This window comes from Kitasatospora purpeofusca, assembly GCF_034043715.1.
Taxonomy (GTDB): Bacteria; Actinomycetota; Actinomycetes; order Streptomycetales; family Streptomycetaceae; genus Kitasatospora; species Kitasatospora purpeofusca_A.
Genome location: NZ_JAXCLC010000028.1, coordinates 79,101 through 97,212, shown reverse-complemented (window position 1 = coordinate 97,212; position 18,112 = coordinate 79,101). Strand labels below are relative to the sequence as shown.

The 18,112-nt window shown below is 70.3% G+C and carries 11 protein-coding genes and 1 pseudogene; 7 read left to right on the top strand and 5 right to left on the bottom strand.

Annotated features, from left to right (window positions below; translation table 11 throughout):
- Nucleotides 1-104: 104 nt before the first annotated feature.
- Genes SM793_RS16855 through SM793_RS16845 form a run of 3 tightly spaced genes read right to left on the bottom strand, consistent with a single transcriptional unit; the run spans nt 105 to nt 2,034 of the window.
- On the bottom strand, nt 105-362 hold the full coding sequence (locus tag SM793_RS16855) for a hypothetical protein (RefSeq protein ID WP_320438998.1): 258 nt from the start codon (nt 360-362) through the stop codon (nt 105-107).
- 33 nt (nt 363-395) lie between these two features.
- Nucleotides 396-1,325: an alpha/beta hydrolase gene (locus tag SM793_RS16850; protein ID WP_320438997.1), complete on the bottom strand. Its 930-nt coding sequence runs from the start codon at nt 1,323-1,325 to the stop codon at nt 396-398.
- Nucleotides 1,326-1,329: 4 nt separating this feature from the next.
- Nucleotides 1,330-2,034: a dihydrofolate reductase family protein gene (locus SM793_RS16845; RefSeq protein ID WP_320438996.1), complete on the bottom strand. Its 705-nt coding sequence runs from the start codon at nt 2,032-2,034 to the stop codon at nt 1,330-1,332.
- A 459-nt stretch (nt 2,035-2,493) separates the two neighbouring features.
- On the opposite strand from SM793_RS16845, the gene SM793_RS16840 reads away from it, so the two are divergent.
- The 6 genes and pseudogenes from SM793_RS16840 (at nt 2,494) to SM793_RS16815 (ending at nt 14,879) form a co-directional block, all read left to right on the top strand.
- Nucleotides 2,494-3,273 carry a DUF4232 domain-containing protein gene (locus SM793_RS16840; RefSeq protein ID WP_320438995.1) on the top strand — a complete coding sequence of 260 codons (780 nt, stop codon included), beginning with the start codon at nt 2,494-2,496 and terminating at the stop codon, nt 3,271-3,273.
- A gap of 155 nt (nt 3,274-3,428) precedes the next feature.
- On the top strand, nt 3,429-4,256 hold the full coding sequence (locus SM793_RS16835) for a lipase family protein (protein ID WP_320438994.1): 828 nt from the start codon (nt 3,429-3,431) through the stop codon (nt 4,254-4,256).
- 218 nt (nt 4,257-4,474) lie between these two features.
- Nucleotides 4,475-4,862: pseudogene (locus SM793_RS16830) on the top strand (formate dehydrogenase); the annotation flags it as partial.
- Nucleotides 4,863-5,409: 547 nt separating this feature from the next.
- Nucleotides 5,410-13,491 carry a ricin-type beta-trefoil lectin domain protein gene (locus tag SM793_RS16825; protein WP_320438993.1) on the top strand — a complete coding sequence of 2,694 codons (8,082 nt, stop codon included), beginning with the start codon at nt 5,410-5,412 and terminating at the stop codon, nt 13,489-13,491.
- Nucleotides 13,492-13,549: 58 nt separating this feature from the next.
- The gene (locus SM793_RS16820; protein WP_320438992.1) at nt 13,550-13,927 is read left to right on the top strand and encodes a hypothetical protein; all 378 of its coding nucleotides are present in this window, start codon (nt 13,550-13,552) and stop codon (nt 13,925-13,927) included.
- A gap of 643 nt (nt 13,928-14,570) precedes the next feature.
- On the top strand, nt 14,571-14,879 hold the full coding sequence (locus SM793_RS16815) for a hypothetical protein (RefSeq protein ID WP_320438991.1): 309 nt from the start codon (nt 14,571-14,573) through the stop codon (nt 14,877-14,879).
- Nucleotides 14,880-14,891: 12 nt separating this feature from the next.
- On the opposite strand, the gene SM793_RS16810 is transcribed toward SM793_RS16815, so the two are convergent.
- Both SM793_RS16810 and SM793_RS16805 read right to left on the bottom strand, forming a co-directional pair.
- Entirely contained in the window at nt 14,892-15,776 is an 885-nt protein-coding gene (locus tag SM793_RS16810; RefSeq protein ID WP_320438990.1) for a DMT family transporter, read from the bottom strand.
- A gap of 50 nt (nt 15,777-15,826) precedes the next feature.
- On the bottom strand, nt 15,827-16,633 hold the full coding sequence (locus SM793_RS16805) for an alpha/beta hydrolase (RefSeq protein WP_320438989.1): 807 nt from the start codon (nt 16,631-16,633) through the stop codon (nt 15,827-15,829).
- A gap of 364 nt (nt 16,634-16,997) precedes the next feature.
- On the opposite strand from SM793_RS16805, the gene SM793_RS16800 reads away from it, so the two are divergent.
- A complete protein-coding gene (locus SM793_RS16800; RefSeq protein WP_320438988.1) occupies nt 16,998-18,035 on the top strand; it encodes a serine protein kinase RIO in 1,038 nt (345 codons plus the stop codon).
- Nucleotides 18,036-18,112 lie beyond the last annotated feature (77 nt).

The window sequence follows — 18,112 nt, the reverse complement described above, 5'->3', positions numbered from 1 at the left end:
TGACCGGGTCGCCCGTGCCCACACCGGATGCGCTCGTGTCCACGTAGCCGCTGCCGACCGTCCGGGCTCGGAGGCAGGGACGCCCCCGGCCGGGCCCGTGCCGGCTAGCGGTCGGGGGCGGCGCCCTCGATGGCGGCGAGCAGGAGCGCGTGGACGGCTGCGGCTGCCTCCTGGGTGGCCGGGTCCGGGTCCGTGAGCTGGGGTGTGATCAGCTCGGCGGCCGCGGCGAGGAGCGGGACCGGCACGGTGGCCTCGCGCAGGTGGAGGAGCTGTGAGGCGGCGCGCGCACCGGGGGTGGCCCGGGTACGGGCGTCGGGGATCAACGAGGTGAGGCCCCGGGGGAGGGGCTGGGTGCTGGTCACCCGGTCCATTCTTCCGCGTCCGGGGTGGTGTGATCACCACGCCCGGTCGGCGGGTGCCCCACCTCGCCTTCGCTCCGGCGGCTCCTCCGGTAGGGGGTTCGGCGGGGTGGCCGGGGTCGGCCGTCCGAGGCCGAGCATCGCTTCGGCGACCGCGTCCGTCGCCGGGTCGGGGATCCCGATGGCGGCGTGGTCGAGCACCAGGAGTCGTGCACCGGGGATCTCGCGGGCCAGGGCTTCGCCGTTGCCGAGGGGGAACAGGGGGTCGTGGCGGCCGTGGACGACGAGTGCGGGGAGGCCGATCGTGGGCAGGCGTTCGCGCCAGCGGGGTCCGCAGTCGAGCCGGGTGAACACGGTGCCCAACTGGTTGGCCATCTGGACCGGGGCCGCGGTGCCGGGAGTGCGGTCCCAGATGCGCGCGGCCCGTTCGCGCGCGGCGGCGGGGGCGTCGCCGCGGATGCTCGCGCCGGTGGCGGCGAACTCGGCGACCGCCGCACGGTCGGTCCAGTCGGGCATCGGGCGGGCGAACAGTCGGCCCATGGTCGCTTGGTCGTGGTCGGGGAGGTCCTCGTCGGGCGGGCCGGGAGCGACGGCGCGGGTGCCGACCAGGGTGAGGGTGGAGAACGCCTCGGCGTGGTCGAGGGCGGCGACCTGGGCGACCATCCCGCCGACGCCGGTCCCCGCGAGGTGCGCGGGCGCCCCGCCCAGTAGCCGGGCGAGAGCGGCGGCGTCGGCGGCGAGGTCGCGCAGGGTGTAGGCGGGCGCCTGCGGGTCCGCCGTCGCCGACTCCCCGCTGTCGCGCAGGTCGTAGCGCACCACCCGGCGCCCGTCGGCGGCGAGGCGTTCGCAGAGCGCGTCGGGCCAGGAGAGCATGGTGGGCCCGCCCGCGAGCAGGACGAGCGGTGCGTCGTGGTCACCGAAGGACTCGATGCCCAGGACGGTTCCACGGACGGCGACGGCGGCCATCAGATCACCGGCCGTCGCTGGGGCGGTCGCTGTTGCTGTAGTCGTCGCCGTCGCCGTCGCCGTCGCCGTCGCCGTCGCCGTCGCGGCCGAGGCCGCGGTCCGGCGCGCTCATGTCGCCCGTGGCGGGGGTGCCGTCGGTACGGGCGTAGCGCAGGTACACGGTGCCCTCCGGACCGGCGGCCGGCGGTTCGAGGAGGGCGAGGTTCATGGGCACCGCGCCGCCGTCGAACACCTTCTTCCCGACGCCGAGCACGATCGGGTGCACCCACAGGTCGAGGCGGTCGAAGAGCCGATCCCGCAGCAGGGTCTGCACCAGGTCCAGGCTCCCGACGACCTTCACGTTCTCGTGCCGGTCGCGGATCTCGCGCACGGCGCCGGCCAGGTCCCGGCCGAGCTGGGTGGACCCGGCCCACGGGAGGTCCGGCGTGCCGCGGGAGGCAACGTACTTCGGGACGCGGTTGAACAGCTCGGCGATCTCGCCGTCCTTCTGGTGCGGCCAGTACGAGGCGAAGATGTCGTACGTCCGCCGGCCGAGCAGCAGGGCGTCCGTGCCCTCGTACGCGGCGAGGATCTGCGCCCCGGTGACCTCGCTCAGCAGGGGCGCCTGCCAGCCGCCGAACGGGAACCCCGACGGGTCCTCGTCCGGCCCGCCGGGTGCCTGCGCGACGAGGTCGAGGGTCGCGAACAGCTCGATCTGGATGAGTCCCATGTCTGTACTCCCGGAGTGTGTGGTCGTCCCTTCGAGATGTAGACCGGCCGGGACCGGAAAACTCATCGCCACGCCGGTACCCGATTTTCCGTACCCGCCGGACCTGCGGCGCCCTCGTCGAGAAGCGCGCCTGCCAAGATCGTTTATTGTCCGGGCCTTGCCCCTTCCTCCACCGACGGACGGGTGCCGGACGGGCACGTCCCGAGCGCGGGAGGGGCAGAACGGCGGGACGGACGGGGCAGGACGGCGCGACGGACGGGGTCGGGAGATCCTCTCCGGCCGTGTCTCGGGGAAGCATTCCCGCAGGTCAGGTGGGGTGGCATCGGCTCCGGCGGGCCGGAGCGGGAGTGCAGGGTCGTCGGGTGGGGCGGGGAACGGGCCGCAGTACTGTCCGGCGGGGCCCCGACGGCGCTGCCGGGCGGCCCTGCTCATCCGTACTTCGTCCCCGGGGGATCTGCCATGTCGGCTCGCCGCACCCTGCTCGTTCCGGCCGCGCTGGTCGGCGTCCTCCTCGCCGTGAGCGGCTGCGGACCCGACGACCCCAGCGGCCCGGGACCGGCGCAGGCCGCGACCGGAACACCGGCGGCCGTCCCGACGGGCGCCCCGGCCAGTGCGCCGATCAGTACCCCGGCCGGTGCCCCGACCACTGCCGCGAGCACTGCCGCGACCGGTGACGCGACCGCCGCGCCCGTTACGGCCGCGCCGAAGGCCACAGTGCCCGCGACGCCCTCCGCCGCCGCGCCCGGTGGCGGCGGTGCCGATGATTCCTACGCCTACACCCACCCCTGTGACGCCAAGGACCTCACGATCCGGGTGACCGCCCGCACCGAGGCGCCGAGCCAGCGGGTGATCGAGGTGCACAACCAGGGCGCGCGCTCCTGCGGCCTGAGCTACTTCCCGCTGGTCAGCCTGGGCGACTCGCACGCCGCCGACCGCGCCAAGGACATCAGGCCGCTGGTCCCGGGCGGGCTGGGCGGCCCGCCCGCGTACCCGGTCGGCGCCGGGCGGACAGCGTTCGCCGTGATCGACCTCAACCCCGGTGGCGGAACCGCCGCGACCACGGCCGGGGTCGACCAGCTGAACGTGCTGGCCGACGGAGACCACATGCCGACCGCCGAGACCCGGAACTTCCCGCTCGGCCCCGGCGCGAAGGTCCGGGCGCCCAAACTGGGCCTCTACCGGGCAACCGCCGCCGACGCTGTCGCGAGCGCCGCCACTGCGGACCAGCAGCAGTCGTAGGCCCGCCGCCCGGCGTCGGACCCGGCCCGTTCCGGCCCGTTCCGGCCCGGCCCGGCATCGACCTCGGGCAGGGTTCCCGGCGCGTCCCGGGCCGATCGTTCGTCCACGGGCCTAGGGTGCTGGGTGCTCCCGCCCAGGCTCTCCCGGAGGACACCATGGCCGTTCCCGCGCTGGACCATTCGACGACCCGCTACTCCCTGCGCCACGCCTACTGGATGGCCCGCGCGGCGGGCCTGGCGCCGCTGGAGCGCGAGGCCATCGAGGAACAGGCGCGGGCGTGGGGTTTCCAGGAGGTCAGGCACTTCGAGTCCAAGCACGCCATGCCGTTCCCGATCGAGGACACCCAGGCCTACGTCATGGCCGGTGACCGCATGATCGTCGTCGGGTTCCGCGGCACCGAGGTGCTCAAGATCTACGACTGGCTCACCGACGTGGACACCCCGCCGGTCCCCGGACCGGCGAACAAGGGCTTCGTGCACTACGGCTTCCACCAGGCACTGCAGTCCGTCTATCCCGGGATCCGCGACACCCTGAAGGAACTGCGCACCGGGAACCAGAGCGTCTGGTTCACCGGCCACAGCCTCGGCGGCGCGCTCGCCATGCTGGCCGGCAGCAGGTTCTACTTCGAGGAGCCCCAGCTCCTGCCGGACGGCATCTACACCTTCGGCCAGCCCCGCACCTGCGAGCGCCTGCTCGCCGACGCCCACAACACGGCCTTCCAGCAGCGCTGCTACCGCTTCGTCAACAACAACGACATCGTCCCCCACCTGCCGCCCGGCCCGTTCTTCACCCACGTCGAGACACTGCGCTACTTCGACGCGGACGGCCGCCTCCACGAGTCGATGCCGCTCCTGGCCGGGTTGAAGGACCGTGCCAAAGGCTTCGCCACCGACCTGCCGGCCCCCGAGACGGACGCGATCAGGGACCACCACCTCCCCAACTACCTGACCGCCTTCGAGAAGAGCCTCGCCGCATCCGGCTGAACGCCGAACGCCGAAACGACGACTCCGCGGGGTGGACCTACGCGGCGTACGTGGACTACGGCAGGGTCAGAAATCCCATTCCCCCTGCGGCTAATGGCTTTCACCGTTCCTGAGCCGCCACGGATTCCGGCCGGGACTGGCACAGCATGTCTACGACATGCCAATAGCTGGCTGTCGGTGCGATCCCGGAGATCGTCAACGTCCTGCTGCTGCGGGGCACCCCGTCCGGCCGCGCCGAGTTCTCCGCGGCCCCGCTGCCCGACGTCCTGCCCGCGCCCGGCACGCTGGTGCTCGGCACCATGCGCTCGCATGACCAGTGGAACACCACCATCCACTCTGAACCCGGACGACATGCGGGCACGCCACCTCGCCGAGTTCGACCCGGTCGACATCACCGCCACCGCGCGCGACGGCTCCACCCGCTCCCTCCACGGCTACCTCGCGGTTCCCCACGACCTGCCCCGCGGCTGCGCGGCCGGCTACATGCCGGAGATGAACGTGCTGTGCGCGATCGGCGACTACTCCACGCAGAGCGACCAGCCGATCATGAAGCACCTCAACGTCACGGTGGCCCCCGCCACCCAGGGAGCCACCCGCCCGGAGTGACGCGAAGCCGGGGCGCGTGGCCCCAGGTGCCGGCGAGGCGACCCTGCGTCAGTAGCCCGCACCCGCCCGACCGTGCCTCGGCCGGGTGCTGGTGGCCGCGATCGAGGTCACGCTGTGTCACGAGCGCCCTGTCGGGCGCTCTTGGTCGATGTATGGCGGCCCGCACTCGGCCGCGTCGCAGGTCGGTGCCGCCCGCGTGGGCGGGCATGCCCTGTCCGCCCGGCTGATGGGGGGCCGGCGTCGGTGCCGGGCAGCGCGGGACGAGTGCGCGCGTTCGACTTGCCTCGGATGTCTCAAAGCGGACATTAAGTGCGTATGTCTCGAATCACTTAATGCACCCCCATTTCTGACCGCTCATTATCTGATGAAGCTTCGTGTACCGTTATATGATTGTCATTGACTATGGCGGCTGAGCTTCAATTTGAGTGAGAGATTTGATCGTGCCTTTACCTGGCACTTACTGTTCGATTTTCATTGAAAGAACCTGATGTCACGACACACTCAGGCCTCGCCCGCGTTCGCGGGTGGGGCCTTCTCTTCGCGCTGGATGCGCCGAATATCGGGCGTGGTGACGCTCGGTCTGCTGGTGCAGTCCGGTGTCGCGCTCGATGTGCTGACGGCGCCCGCGGCTTCGGCCGCGCCGGCTCCGCAGACTCCTCCCGCCGTCCCCTCGGCGGAGGCGCCCGACGAGGCGTCCGCCCTGCTGGCGGCGCGCCTGCAGGGCCGGCGGATCGAGGTCACCAAGGCCCGTACCGAGTTCACGACGCTATGGGCGAACCCGAACGGGACGCTGACCGCGGACCGGTCCACCGGGCAGGTCCGGATAAAGGTCGGCGAGGCGTGGGTCCCGGTGGACACCACGCTGGTGCGGACGCCGGACGGCAAGGTCGCGCCGAAGGCGCACCCGGAGGGGCTGGTCTTCGAGGGCGGCGATGCCGGGGTGACGGTGGGCGACAGCCTTCCCGTGGCCCCGCCGACCGTGCCTCCCGTGACGCCGTCGGCTCCCGCGCCAACCTCGTCCCCGAGTGCCGCCACTGCCGCGCCGACGCCCGGGTCTTCCACGGCTACGGCAGTCACGCCGTCCACCGTGCCGACCGTCCCGGCCGCGACCGCGGCGCCGGTCACCCCGACCGCGGCCGCCCCGGTGGCCGAGGCCCCAGCGCCGACCGCGAGCGGGACTCCGGAGGCGAGTCCTTCGCCGTCCGCCGCCGAGCGGGCGTCCCGTACCGCGGCCCGCGCGGCTGCCCCTGCTACCGACCCCGCCCCTGCCGAACGCCCGCTGGCAAGGATCGGTTCCGGTGAGCAGCAGGTCTCCTTCGGCTGGCTGGGCAGGCTGCCCGCGCCGAAGCTGGAGGGCAGCAAGGCCACCTACGTCGATGCCCGCCCGGGTGTCGACCTGGTGCTCCAGGCGACTCGGACCGGGTTCGAGCAGTTCCTGATCGTGAAGGACCGTTCCGCCGTCGCGCAGAGCGGCAGGGTCACGATCCCGCTCGACACCACGGGCCTGACCGTCGCGCCGCAGCGGGACGGTTCGGTCCAGCTGCTGGACCGGGCGAGCGGCAAGCCGACTGTCCGGATCCCGGCGCCGGTGATGTGGGACGCCGTCGTCGACCCGGCCTCGCTGGAGCACCTCAACCGTGCCCCGGTGACCATGGAGGTGCGCGGTCAGGGCGCGGACACCGAGCTGGTGTTCACCCCCGACGCGGTGTTCCTCGCCGACCCGAAGACCCAGTACCCGGTGACCATCGACCCGGTGGTCGATGTCTCCGCGGTCTACGACACCTATGTGCAGACGGACGAGAACTTCGATGCCTCGTCGTCGATGGACCTCAAGCTCGGCAGCTACGACGGCAAGACCGTGGCGCGCTCGTTCCTGACGGTCCCGGGCGGCGACTTCAACGGCAAGCAGATCCTCGAAGCCAAGCTCAACCTGTACAACTACCACTCCTCCTCGTGCATCCCGAAGCAGTGGGAGGTCTGGGACGCGCGGGGCGCCGGCTGGTGGACGCGCTGGACCGACCAGCCGCAGTGGGGCCAGAAGTGGGCGACCTCGGACGACACCTTCGACGAGGACGGCGACGACAACCACCAGTGCACCCGCCCGGACGGTTCGGTATGGGCCACCGCCGACGTCACCGAGATGGTCCAGTACTTCGCCGGCCACGGCTTCGGTGAGTACGGCATCGGCCTGAAGGCCGCCGACGAGTCCAGCAGCCTCTCCTGGAAGCGCTTCAGCTCCGCCGAGGGCGGCGCCACCCCTTACCTCTCCATCACCTACAACACCGTCCCGGCCACCCCGGCCGCCGTCGAGGTCCAGCCCTCGCAGCCCGGCACCCCGCGCTACACCCCGGACGCCAACCCGCGCTTCCAGGTGCAGGCCGCCGACGTGGACGGCGACCCGCTCAAGGTCTACTTCGACCTGTGGCGCGAGGGCACGTTCATCGGCTCCATCGCCAAGGACACCCCCAACGGCGCCGTCGCGACCGTCCGCCCCTCCGACTACGGCCTCGCCCGACTCGACGAGGGCGTCCAGTACACGATCTCGGCGATGCTGGACGACGGCAAGTCCCGCTCCGGCTGGACCAACACCCACGTGATCGCCGACACCGTCAAGCCCGGTGCGCCGTTCGTCTCCTCGCCCGACTACCCGTCGGACGGGCTGTGGCACGGCACGGCGAACCAGCCCGGTTCGTTCACCTTCTCGGCCCCGCCCGGGACGAACGACGTCGGCGCCTACGTCTACACGCTGGACGGCGGCACGCCGGTCACCCTGGAGACCACGGGCGCCATCACCACGAGCATCACCCCGACCACCGAGGGCCGGCGCGTCCTCAGCGTGCAGGCCAAGGACCGCGCGGGGAATCTCTCCCCGCCCGCGACCCACGTGTTCCAGGTCGGCAAGGCCGGCCTGAGCTCACCCGTCAACGGCAGCCAGTCCGCCAAGCGCGTCAAGCTCGCGGTCGACGCGCAGACGCAGTTCGAGCGCGTGGTCTACGAGTACCGCCGCGGCCCCGGCGCCACCGAGTACACCGTGCCCAGGACCAACCTCACCAAAGCCGACAACACCCCGGTCACCGAGGACAAGCCGCGCCTGGCGGACCTCGGCGGCCACGCCAACTGGACGGCCGTCGACACCCTCGGCGACGTGGGCGGAGTCGTCCAGATCCGGGCCAAGCTGTTCCCCGGTGACGGATCCGGCGACGGCTACCCCACCGTGTGGAACACCATCACCGTCGACCGCAACGCCGACGGCGCCGCCGCGACGGCGGTTGGCCCCGGCTCGGTCAACCTGCTGACCGGCGACTACTCCACCGACGTCACCGACGCCAACGAGCTCGGCATGTCGGTCACCCGCACCACCTCCTCACGCGACCTCGGCCGCGGCTGGCAGCCCCAGGGCGAGCGCCTGACGCTCAACCAGCGCCAGGCCGGCACCGACACGGCCGGCTTCACCCCCGGCCCGGCCGAGGTCACGCGCTCCACCGTGCGCGGTCACGACAGCTCCACCGACTCGCTGCTGATCAAGCCCGCCGACAGCTGGGCCTCCTACGCGGCGATCGGCCCGGAGTACACCTTCGCCCAGGGCATGCAGCCCGGGAAGACCTACCGGCTGACCGGCTGGATCTACGTCCCCGGCGCCACCGGCCTCGACCCCGACCGCGCCGACATCGGCCTGCGCCTCGCCGGCGTTCACCGCACCCCGGCCGGCTACAGCGACGTACTGTCCCCGAAGGCCTCCTTCACCGACGGCTGGCAGCAGCTGACCGTCGACATGGCCGTCCCCAAGGACGCCACCGAGGCCTGGTTCCGCCTCATCAACGGATTCGGCGCCGGCACCGGCAAGGAGGTCTTCTTCGACGACCTGTCGCTGAAGGAGATCGTCGCCCCCTTCGGCCCGCAGTGGGCCGGCGGCCCCGACGCGGGCGCCGGATCCGACTACCGCTCGCTGTCCTTCCCCCAGTCCGACCTGGTCGAGATCAAGGGCAACGACGACAGCACGCTCACCTTCGCCAAGGGCACCGACGGCACCCTCTTCCCCGAACCGGGCGCAGAATCCCTCACCCTCAAGGCCGTCCCCGCAGCCTCCGGCGCCCTGGTCCTCAACAGCACCGGCCAGTGCCTCGAAGCCCCCAACGGATCGGCCGGCAACGGCGCCGCACTCCAGCCGGCACCCTGCACCGGAGCCACCAACCAGCAGTGGACCCGCGGCGACGACCTGACACTGCGCCTGCTCGGACACTGCCTGGACAGTCCGTGGGGCCAGGTCGACAACGGCACCCCGCTGATGCTCTGGAGCTGCAACGCCGGCGACAACCAGCAGTGGGAGGTGCGCACCGACGGCACGGTGATGAACCGCCACTCCGGCAAGTGCCTGGACGCCGACCGGGGCGCCTCCGTGTGGGTGTGCTGGGCGGGCCCGAACCAGGTCTGGGACGTGCAGACCGCCGGGACCACCTACGAGCTGTCCGAGCTGGACGGTTCGAAGACGGTGTTCGCCCGCCAGGCCGGCTCCTCCATCTACCAGGTGGTCTCGGACATCGGTCCCGAGGCCGCCTCCACCACCCGCTACCAGTACGACACCGCCGACGGCCGCTCCCTGGTCAAGCGCGTCATCCCGGCGGTCGAGCCGGGCGTGGACGACGCCAACCACTGCTCCGTCGACCCGCTGCCGCGCGGCTGCGAGGTCATGGAGTACGACTACGCCAAGTCCACCACCGCGACCGCCGGCACCCCCGGCGACTACCTTGACCGCCTGAAGGCGGCCAAGGTGTGGTCGTGGAACCCGGCCACCTCCAAGCAGGAGGCCGTCGAGGTCGCGCACTACACGTACGACGACAAGGGCCGCATCGCCCAGGTCTGGGACCCGCGTGCGACCCAGCCACTGAAGATCTCCTACAGCTACGACACCGACGGCCGGGTCACCCAGGTCGCCACGGCCGGCCAGCTGCCCTGGAACTTCGACTACGGCAGGGCCGCAGCCGACCAGGACCCGGGACGCCTGCTGAAGGTCCGCCGCGCCACCCTGGCCCCCGGTTCCAAGGACCAGGTCAACGGCGAGATCGCGACCAGCGTGGTCTACGACGTTCCGCTCACCCAGGGCACGGGCGGTCCCTACGACCTGTCCGGCGCGGCCGCCGCCACCTGGGCGCAGACCGACGCACCCACCGACGCCACCGCCGTCTTCGGCCCCGAGGACGACCCCGGCACCCACACGGCCACCGCTGTGAAGCCCGGTCAGGACGGCTACAAGCCGGCCACCGTCCACTACCTCAACGCCTCCGGCAACGAGGTCAACACCGCCAGCCCGTCCGTCACCCCCGGCGGTGACATCGACACCACCGAGTACGACCGCTACGGCCACGCCGTGCGCACCCTGGAGGCCACCAACCGCGCCATCGCGCTCGCGACCCACCCGGACGCCGAGCGCTTCACGGCCGAACTCGGCCTGCCCCCGATCCCCGCCGAGCTGCTGGCCGCCGTCCTGACCGACGAGCAGAAGGCACGCAAGGCCGAGATCACCAAGTCCCGGGCCCGGTTGCTCGACTCACGCACCACCTACAGCCCGGACGGGCTGGACGTGGTCGAGACCCTCGGCCCGGTCTACCGCGCCTCGCTCGCCGAGGAGGTCAAGGGCCAGAGCGACCCGGTCACGGTCACCTGGGAGGCCGAGAAGCTCCCGCAGCTGGGCACCAACACCACGGTCCAGATCGACAACGACTGCTGCGGTCTGACCTGGTCCGGCGGCGCCCACCTGGGCATCCGCGGCTCCCAGGCCGGAGCCTTCACCAGCCTGCGGGTCAACGTCCCGGAAGAGGGCAAGTACCTCCTCACCGGCCAGCTGACCAAGAACAGCGACCACGGCGTCGTCCAGTTCTCGATCGACGGCCAGGCCCTGATCGGCGAGCCGATCGACACCTACTCGGCCGATCCCGTGATCGCCCCGTACACCGCCGGGCTGCCCGTCCACCTCACCCGGGGCGACCACGAACTCCGGGTCACGGTGACCGGAACCAACGGCGCCTCCTCGGGCGAGCGCTTCCACACCGGCCTCGACACGGTCACCCTGACCAAGGCCACCCTCAACCCCACCATGCGCGCCGGGGAATCGGTGGTCGCCCGCGACCACAACACCAACACCTACGACGAAGGCAAGCCCGACGGCCAGGCCTACCACCTGGTCACCACCAGCACCGACGGCGCCCGCATCGACGGCTACGCCGACGACGCGGAGCTGCGCGTCACCAAGCAGGGCTACGACGCGCCGATCGGCGGCACCTCGGGCTGGACGCTGAAGGCGGCCACCTCGGTGACCACCGACGCGCTCGGCGCCAAGCTGACGGCCACGGTCAAGCTCGATGCCTCCGGACGAGCTCTGGAGTCCCGCAAGCCGGGCTCCAACGGCAGTGACGCCGGGACGGTCAAGGCGGTCTACTACACCGCCGGCGCCAACCCGGACGACGCCGCCTGCGGTAACCGCCCCGAGTGGGCGGGCCTGGGATGCGTCACCATGCCGGGCGGCGCCATCTCGGATGCCGACGGCACCCGGATGCCGACCACCCTGCCGGTCAAGCGGGTCACCCGTTACTCGCCCTTCAACGAACCCGAGGAGACCACCGAGACCAACGCGGGCAAGTCTCGCAAGACGGTCACCAGCTACGACGGCGCCGACCGGATCCTGTCGACCGAGATCACCTCGGACGACGGCAAGCCGCTGCCGAAGGTCACCACCGAGTACGACGCCGCCACTGGCGGCATCGTCAAGACGAACGCCGGCGGCAAGTCGCTGGTGCGCGTCCTGGACGCCTTGGGCCGGCTGATCTCCTACACGGATGCCGACGGTGGCACCACCACCTCGGAGTTCGACAAGTTCGGCAAGCCGGTGAAGGTCACCGACCCGACCGGGTCCACCACCTACACCTACGACCGCGCCAAGGAGCCGCGCGGGCTGGTCACCTCGGTCAACGACAGCGTCGCCGGTGAGTTCACCGCCAAGTACGGCCCGGACGGCCAGCTGGTCGAGCAGACCTACCCCGGTGGCATCGTCCGCCGGGACACCACCAACGCGGTCGGTGAGGCCACCGGCCGCACCTACACCCGCACCAGCGACAACAAGGTGATCTGGGCTCAGACCACCGACATCTCCACCCAGGGCCAGGTGGCCAAGGACACTAGCTCCACCGCCACCCGCACCTACCGGTACGACCGGCTCGGCCGGCTGGTGAAGGCCGAGCAGTCCACGGTCGCCACCGGCTGCGTCACCCGGCAGTACGCCTTCGACGATCGTTCCAACCGGCTGTCCAAGCAGACCTCCCCGAAGGGGACGTCCGGCGAGTGCAGCACGACCGGCGCGGTTGCCGAGAACCACACCTACGACAGCGCCGACCGCCTCACGGACGCGGGCTTCACCTATGACGCCTTCGGGCGCACGGTGAAGACCGCCACCGGGGCGACCAATACCTACTGGGCGAACGACCGCGTCGCCGCCCAGGAGAAGGGGGACACCAAGCAGGAGTGGGCCGTCGACGCCGCCCACCGTCTCACTGGTTTCACCACCGCCAAGAAGCAGGCCGACGGCTCCTGGGCCAACGCCACCTCCAAGCTGAACCACTACGGCGACGACTCCGACGAGGTCCGCTGGACCGTCGAGGACACCACCCAGGGCACCCTGACCCGCAACGTCTCAGGCCCGGACGCCGACCTGGTCGCCACCACCAGCAAGAACGGTGACGTCCAGCTCCAGCTGACCAACCTGTTCGGCTCGGTAGTCATCACCACCGACACCGCGCTCACCAAGCCGGTAGTGCTGGACTTCGACGAGTTCGGCATCCCGCAGGACGGCCAGGCGGGCGTACGCTACGGCTGGCTCGGCGGCAAGCAGCGCTCCGCCGAGGCCCAGGACGGCGACATCCTCATGGGTGCCCGCCTCTACAGCCCGGCCCTCGGCCGCTTCCTGCAGATCGACCCCGTCCCCGGCGGCAACGCGAGCGCCTACGACTACTGCACCGGCGACCCGGTCAACTGCACCGACCTCGACGGCAACTGGGGCATGCCCAAGTGGCTGAAGAAGACGGTAGAGGTCGTCGCCAAGGTCGCCGAAGTCGTTGCCACCGTGGTCCCTGGCCCAATTGGTGCGGTCGCCGGTGCGGTCTCGGCAGTCTCCTACGCCGCGACCGGCAACTGGGAGAAGGCCGCCGAGATGACGTTGACGGCGGCAGCACAGGTGGTTGGAGCCGGTGCCGCAGTAGGTGCCGCATTTGCGGCGGTCAAGACCGTGAAGGTAGCGCGGAAGGTGGCCTGGGCTGCAACCAAAGCAAAGGTCAAATATACCGAGAAAATGTTTCTCAGTAGGACCTTCGGAGGCAGGTCGGAAAGGTTTGGAAATGCGAGTATGACGGCTTTCAAGAAGGGAGAGCAGAGGCTCGGCCTCAGGGAGCCGGGGAAGCCTGGTCGGTATAATAGTGGAAACAAGGAAACCAGGTGGTCGGCGGGATGGTCGGTTCATAAGCGCGACGGCGACAAGGTGTATCGAGCCGTCTTCAGAATTAAGACGCCGATCAAAAAGCTTCGGAAGATCGATGTCCTATGGGGGCCTCGAATCGGCAAGCATGCATTCAAGCATCACTGGTAGCTGCAACGGCTGACAGATTCGAATGTATCAACGAGGAGTCGAAGTGGACATTGATTGTGTGGCTGAGAGGATCTCGGTAGCCGCGTCAGCGGCAGACGTAATGTCCGATTTTTTGCCGGTCTCGATTGATGTTGACCAGGATGACCCAATGGTCACCGTGCATCTAGGGGGTATTCTGGATATCGACCTCCGACCTGCGGGGGACTGGTCAAATTACAGCTTCTTCTGTGGAAGATTCTCGTTTGAGGAGATGCCGGTCGAATCGGCGATCTCCGCAGTGGTGTTGATTGCAACAGGAAAGGCGAGTATTCGGACTACTGGGAAATGGATCTTCCGGGAGCGGGTGCTGAATTTTATTATCGACGGAGAAGATTGGAAGGCTTTTCGGTCATTTGCCGATGAGGTGCCCCTGTGGGAGCAGCTCCTCCGTCCGTAGAAGGGGAGGATTGCACTCGGGGGGTGCGTGGCCCGCCGTGCTGATTGGCGGATTTCTGGGAAGGTAATGCTCGAAGCTGGCAGGCCGGGTCGCTAAAGCGGTCCCGGCCTGCTGGTACATCGCCTTCACTGCTGTTTGCGACCTACTCCGAGCGAGGCTTTCGTTAAATGCCTTCGGCGGTCCCATTGGCCGAGTAAGTTGGATGTGTAAACGATGATCTGAAACGGATGCTGATGTCATGGCCGCCGTGCATTTTGGAGTTTCCTGGATGTCGACCTAAGGCCTGTGGGGACTGGTCCAGTTGCAGTTTCTTCTGTGTAGGGCGCTCTTCGAGGAGATGCCGGACGAGTTTGGCGATTTCTGCAGTGCTCGTGATTGCAACGGGTGAGGCCGACGTTCGGACCGCTGGGAAATGGATCTTCCGGGAGCGGGTGCTGGAATTTACTGTCAACGGAGAAGACTGGAAGGCCGTTCGGTCGCTGTCCCATGAGATGCCGTTGTGGGAACGGATCCTCAGTAGCTCTATGGCGGCCGGGGCCCGCAGGGTGAGAAGTGGGGACGATTCGGTTGAGGCCTGAGGGTGTTGGCGGGCAGGGCGGGGGCGGAATTCGACAGGAGCGGCGCAGTGGCGCATCATCGCGGCATGATCTCTTGGATTCGCCGTCGGCGCCGTGACAAGCGGCGGGCCCGGGAAGCTTCGTGGGTGGAGGAGCGGGTGGTCCTGACGGCGGACTCCGAATGGCTGGCCGTGGTCTTCGAGCCGATGGGGGCGGTCTACGAGATCCAGCAGGGAGAGAACCTGACCATCGTGTTCGAGGGGCCGACGACCGATCCCGGTGCTGTGGAGTACCGAGCGGACTATGTGTCGGTCGCACCGGGTCTCGTGGGGCGCATGAGCGCGTTCGACGTGGCGGGGAATGAGATCGACCTCGAAACCGGGGTGCCGTTCTGACTCGGGGGTCGGTCAGCTGCGGCGGGTGACGGCGACGCCCGTCAGGCAGAGGGCGCCGCCGGCGAGGGTGAGGAGGGCGGGGGTTTCGCCGAGGAGGAGCCAGGCCATGGCGACGACCAGGGCCGGGACGGAGTAGGTGGTGGCGCCCATGCGGGCGGCGGTGGTGCGGGAGAGGGCGTAGGCCCAGGTGGTGAAGGCCAGGGCGGTCGGGAACAGGCCGAGGTAGAGCACGTTGAGGGTCGCGGAGGCGGGTGCGGCGGCCAGGTCGGACACCAGTTGGGGGGCGAAGGGCAGGCAGGCTATCGCGCCGATCAGGCAGCCGAACGTGGTCACCTGGAGTGCCGTGGCGTGTCGCAGGGCGGGCTTCTGACTCACCACGCCCGCCGCGTAGGCCACGGCCGCGAGCAGGCACAGGCCGATGCCGGTCACCGAACTGCCGTCGCCGCCCGACATGGAGAGGCCCACGACGATCACGCCGGTCAGGGAGACGGCCATCCCGGCGAGCAGCTTGGACGGGAGGCCCTCGCGCAGCAGCCAGCCGCCCAGCAGGGCGATCAGGACCGGTCCGATGCCGATCAGCATCGCCGCCGTGCCTGCTTCGACCTCCTTCTCGCCCCAGTTCAGGGCGACCATGTAGAGGCCGAACCAGAGCACGCCCGAGACGGCGATGCCCGGCCAGGCCGCTCGCGGGGGCAGGCCCTCCCGGCGGTGGGCCAGCAGCCCGAGCAGGGCGACCGTCCCCACCAGCAGGCGGCCGAGCGCCAGGGATCCGGGCCCGAAGTGCTCGTTCGCGCTCCGGATCGCCACGAACGCGGATGCCCACAGCACCACCGTCGTCGAGGCCGCCGCCAGTGCCTTGCCGTCCCTCGGGGTCACGCCCGCCGCTGAGATGCTCATGCGGGAGAACCTATGGTGTCGAGGTTTCGGTCCGCACCGAAATAACGGCCTCAGCCGCCGTCGAGGACGACCTCGGCGATCAGGCGGGCCACCGCCTCGGGCTGCTCCAGCATCACCATGTGCCCGCTGTCGGGGATCTCCACGAGGGTGGCGGAGGGGCAGGCTTGGAGGGCGGCGCGCTCGGCGTCGGTGAGCCCCACTTCGTCCCGGTCGCCGCGCACCACCCAGGCGGGGGCGCCGGACCCGCACAGCCGGGGCACCAGTTGGCCGTGCCGGTCGAGGTAGCCGAAGTACTCGGCGATGGCGCGGTTGCAGAACGACGGGGAGTTCTTGCGCAGGTCGGCGACGAGTTCCGCCCGGCGCCGTTCCGGGAAGCCCTCGGCCAGGATCTTCGGCGTCAGCCACAGCATGACCGGCCAGACCAGGGCGCCGAGCCCCGGGACCCGCCCGAGCGCCGAGGCGACCGCGAGTGCCTTGGACTCGTCCGGTCGCGAGAACGTGGGGGAGAGCAGCACCACCGGACCGGAGAAGTGCCCGCCGGCCACCATCTCCAGGGCGATGTTGGCGCCGATGCTGTGGCCGACCACGGCCGTGCAGCCGTGTTCGGCCGCGAAGGTGCCGGTGATCGCCGCATAGTTCTCGATCGACGCGTCCACGGGCGCGATCGTGCCGGCGTGGCCGGGGACGGTCGCCGCGATCAGGCGGATCGGTGCGTCGGCGAGTGCGGGGGCCGCTGTCATGTCGGCGAAGAAGGTCGTGCCGCACATCCCACCGGGCAGGAGCAGTACCCGGTGCGGGGCATCGGGCGGACCGGACTCCCGGACGTCCCAGGCGTGGAACTGCGCGGCACCGACCATGGTTCGACCCTCCGGGCTCGTACGCCGACCCGCATTGTCGCGTGCCGCCCCGCAATAGTCGGTGACCTTGGGCCGGGCGTGGCATGTCGACCAGGTGTGGCATGTCGGGCAGTGCGAGGGTGGGCGGGAAATTCGGTTGCGTCGATCTTGGAAGTCGCTAAGCTCTGACTCGTTCTCGCCACGGGGCTGCCGTGGCGTGGGGACTGACGTGGAGAAGCAGAGGAGGTGCGTTTCGATGGTCGCCGCCGTGTCGCGGCGCGCCTTGGTGTGCGCGCCATACGCCTCTTCCTCTCGTCTTTCGCCCACCGGCTGACGACGCCTCGCAACTGGCGCATCGGTGGGCTGTTCCCCAGGAGCCACCACAGTGCGTGAGCGCTTTTCCGAAACCGATTCCTTCTCCCGTATTCGCGCCAAGGGCGCACCCCGCCGTGGCCGCCGGTCCGAGCGGTTCGACGATCACGAGCCCGAGGTCGTGTTCGGGTTCGACGACCACGGGGCCTACGCCGTCGACGGTGACGAGTACGCCGACTTCGACGGCGACCACGAGAGCCACGACGGCGACCACGAGAACCACGACGACAGTTACGACGACGGCTACGACGACAACCCCGACGGCCCGGCCGGGGGCGACCGCTGGTCGACGTGGGACCAGTCCACCCCCACCGAGAAGGGGCCCGAGCCGCGCCCTGCCTGGGTGGTGACCGAGCTCGCGGCTGTGGACACCGAACTCGGCCTGGTCAAGACCGGCAAGGAGGCGGACGTGTTCCTCCTGGAGCGCGGGGTGCCGGGCACGGACCGCCGCACGCTGATGGCGGCCAAGCGCTACCGCGACTCCCAGCACCGGATGTTCCACCGGGACTCCGGGTACCTGGAGGGGCGCCGGCACAAGGAGTCCCGGATCGCCCGGGCGATGGCGAAGCGGACCGCGTTCGGCAAGGAGGCCATCGCCGCCCAGTGGGCCGGTGCCGAGTTCACCGCGCTGTGCCGGCTGTGGTCGGCCGGGGTGGCCGTTCCCTACCCGGTGCAGATCACGGGCACGGAGATCCTGATGGAGTTCGTCGGCGACGAGAGCGGCGCCGCCGCGCCCAGGCTCGCGCAGCTGCGGGCGGAGGAGGTGGACGTCGAGGACCTCTGGGAGCAGCTCGGCCGGAGCCTGTCGCTGCTGGCCGGTGACGGGTACGCGCACGGAGACCTGTCGGCGTACAACATCCTGGTCCACGAGGGGCGGCTGGTCATCATCGATGTGCCGCAGATCGTGGACGTCGTCGCCAATCCGCGCGGGCGTTCGTTCCTGAAGCGGGACGTGCGCAATGTCGGCGCCTGGTTCGTCTCCCGGGGCCTGCCGGAGCAGCGGGTCGGCGAACTCGTCGGGGCGCTGGAGTTCGACGCGCGCCTGGGGTGAGCAGGGCCGACGCCCGGAGGGAAGCGCGCGGTCGGGCGTCGGCCCTGCCGCGTGGCCGGGCGGCGAGGGCCGCCCGG